The organism is Saccharothrix sp. ST-888 (genome assembly GCF_000955975.1).
Taxonomy (GTDB): Bacteria; Actinomycetota; Actinomycetes; order Streptomycetales; family Streptomycetaceae; genus Kitasatospora.
This window is the reverse complement of sequence record NZ_JYJF01000420.1, coordinates 1-392: the sequence shown is the minus strand read 5'-3', so window position 1 is coordinate 392 and position 392 is coordinate 1. Positions and strand designations below refer to the sequence as shown.

At 73.2% G+C, this 392-nt stretch carries 1 protein-coding gene; it reads left to right on the top strand.

What is annotated here, in order from left to right; all coding sequences use genetic code 11:
- Nucleotides 1-392, top strand: a 392-nt coding sequence (locus tag UK12_RS33355) for a CurL C-terminal domain-containing protein (RefSeq protein WP_442973912.1), incomplete at both ends; no start/stop codon positions are given.

Genomic DNA, 392 nt, shown 5'->3' with positions numbered 1-392 from the left:
CAGGCGGCACGGCTGCGCTCGCATCTGGTGGAGTGGCCGGAGCTGTCGCTGGCGGATGTCGGGTACTCGCTGGTGGCGTCGCGGGCGGGGTTCGAGCACGGGGCGGTGGTGGTCGCGGGTGACCGTGAGGCCGCTGTCGGTGGCCTGGTGGTGCTGGCGTTCGGGGAGCAGGGGGCGGGTGTGGTGGTGGGGGTGGTGGTGGCGGGGGACGGTGAGGCCGCTGTCCGTGGCCTGGAGGCGCTGGCGTCGGGTGAGCCGGGTGCGGGTGTGGTGGTGGGTGTGGCTGGGGCTGGGGGGAAGGTGGCGTTCGTCCTCCCGGGTCCGGGTTCGCAGCGGGATGCGAGGGAGGTGGAGTTGCTGGAGTGTTCTGCGGTGTTAGCGGTGCGGATGGG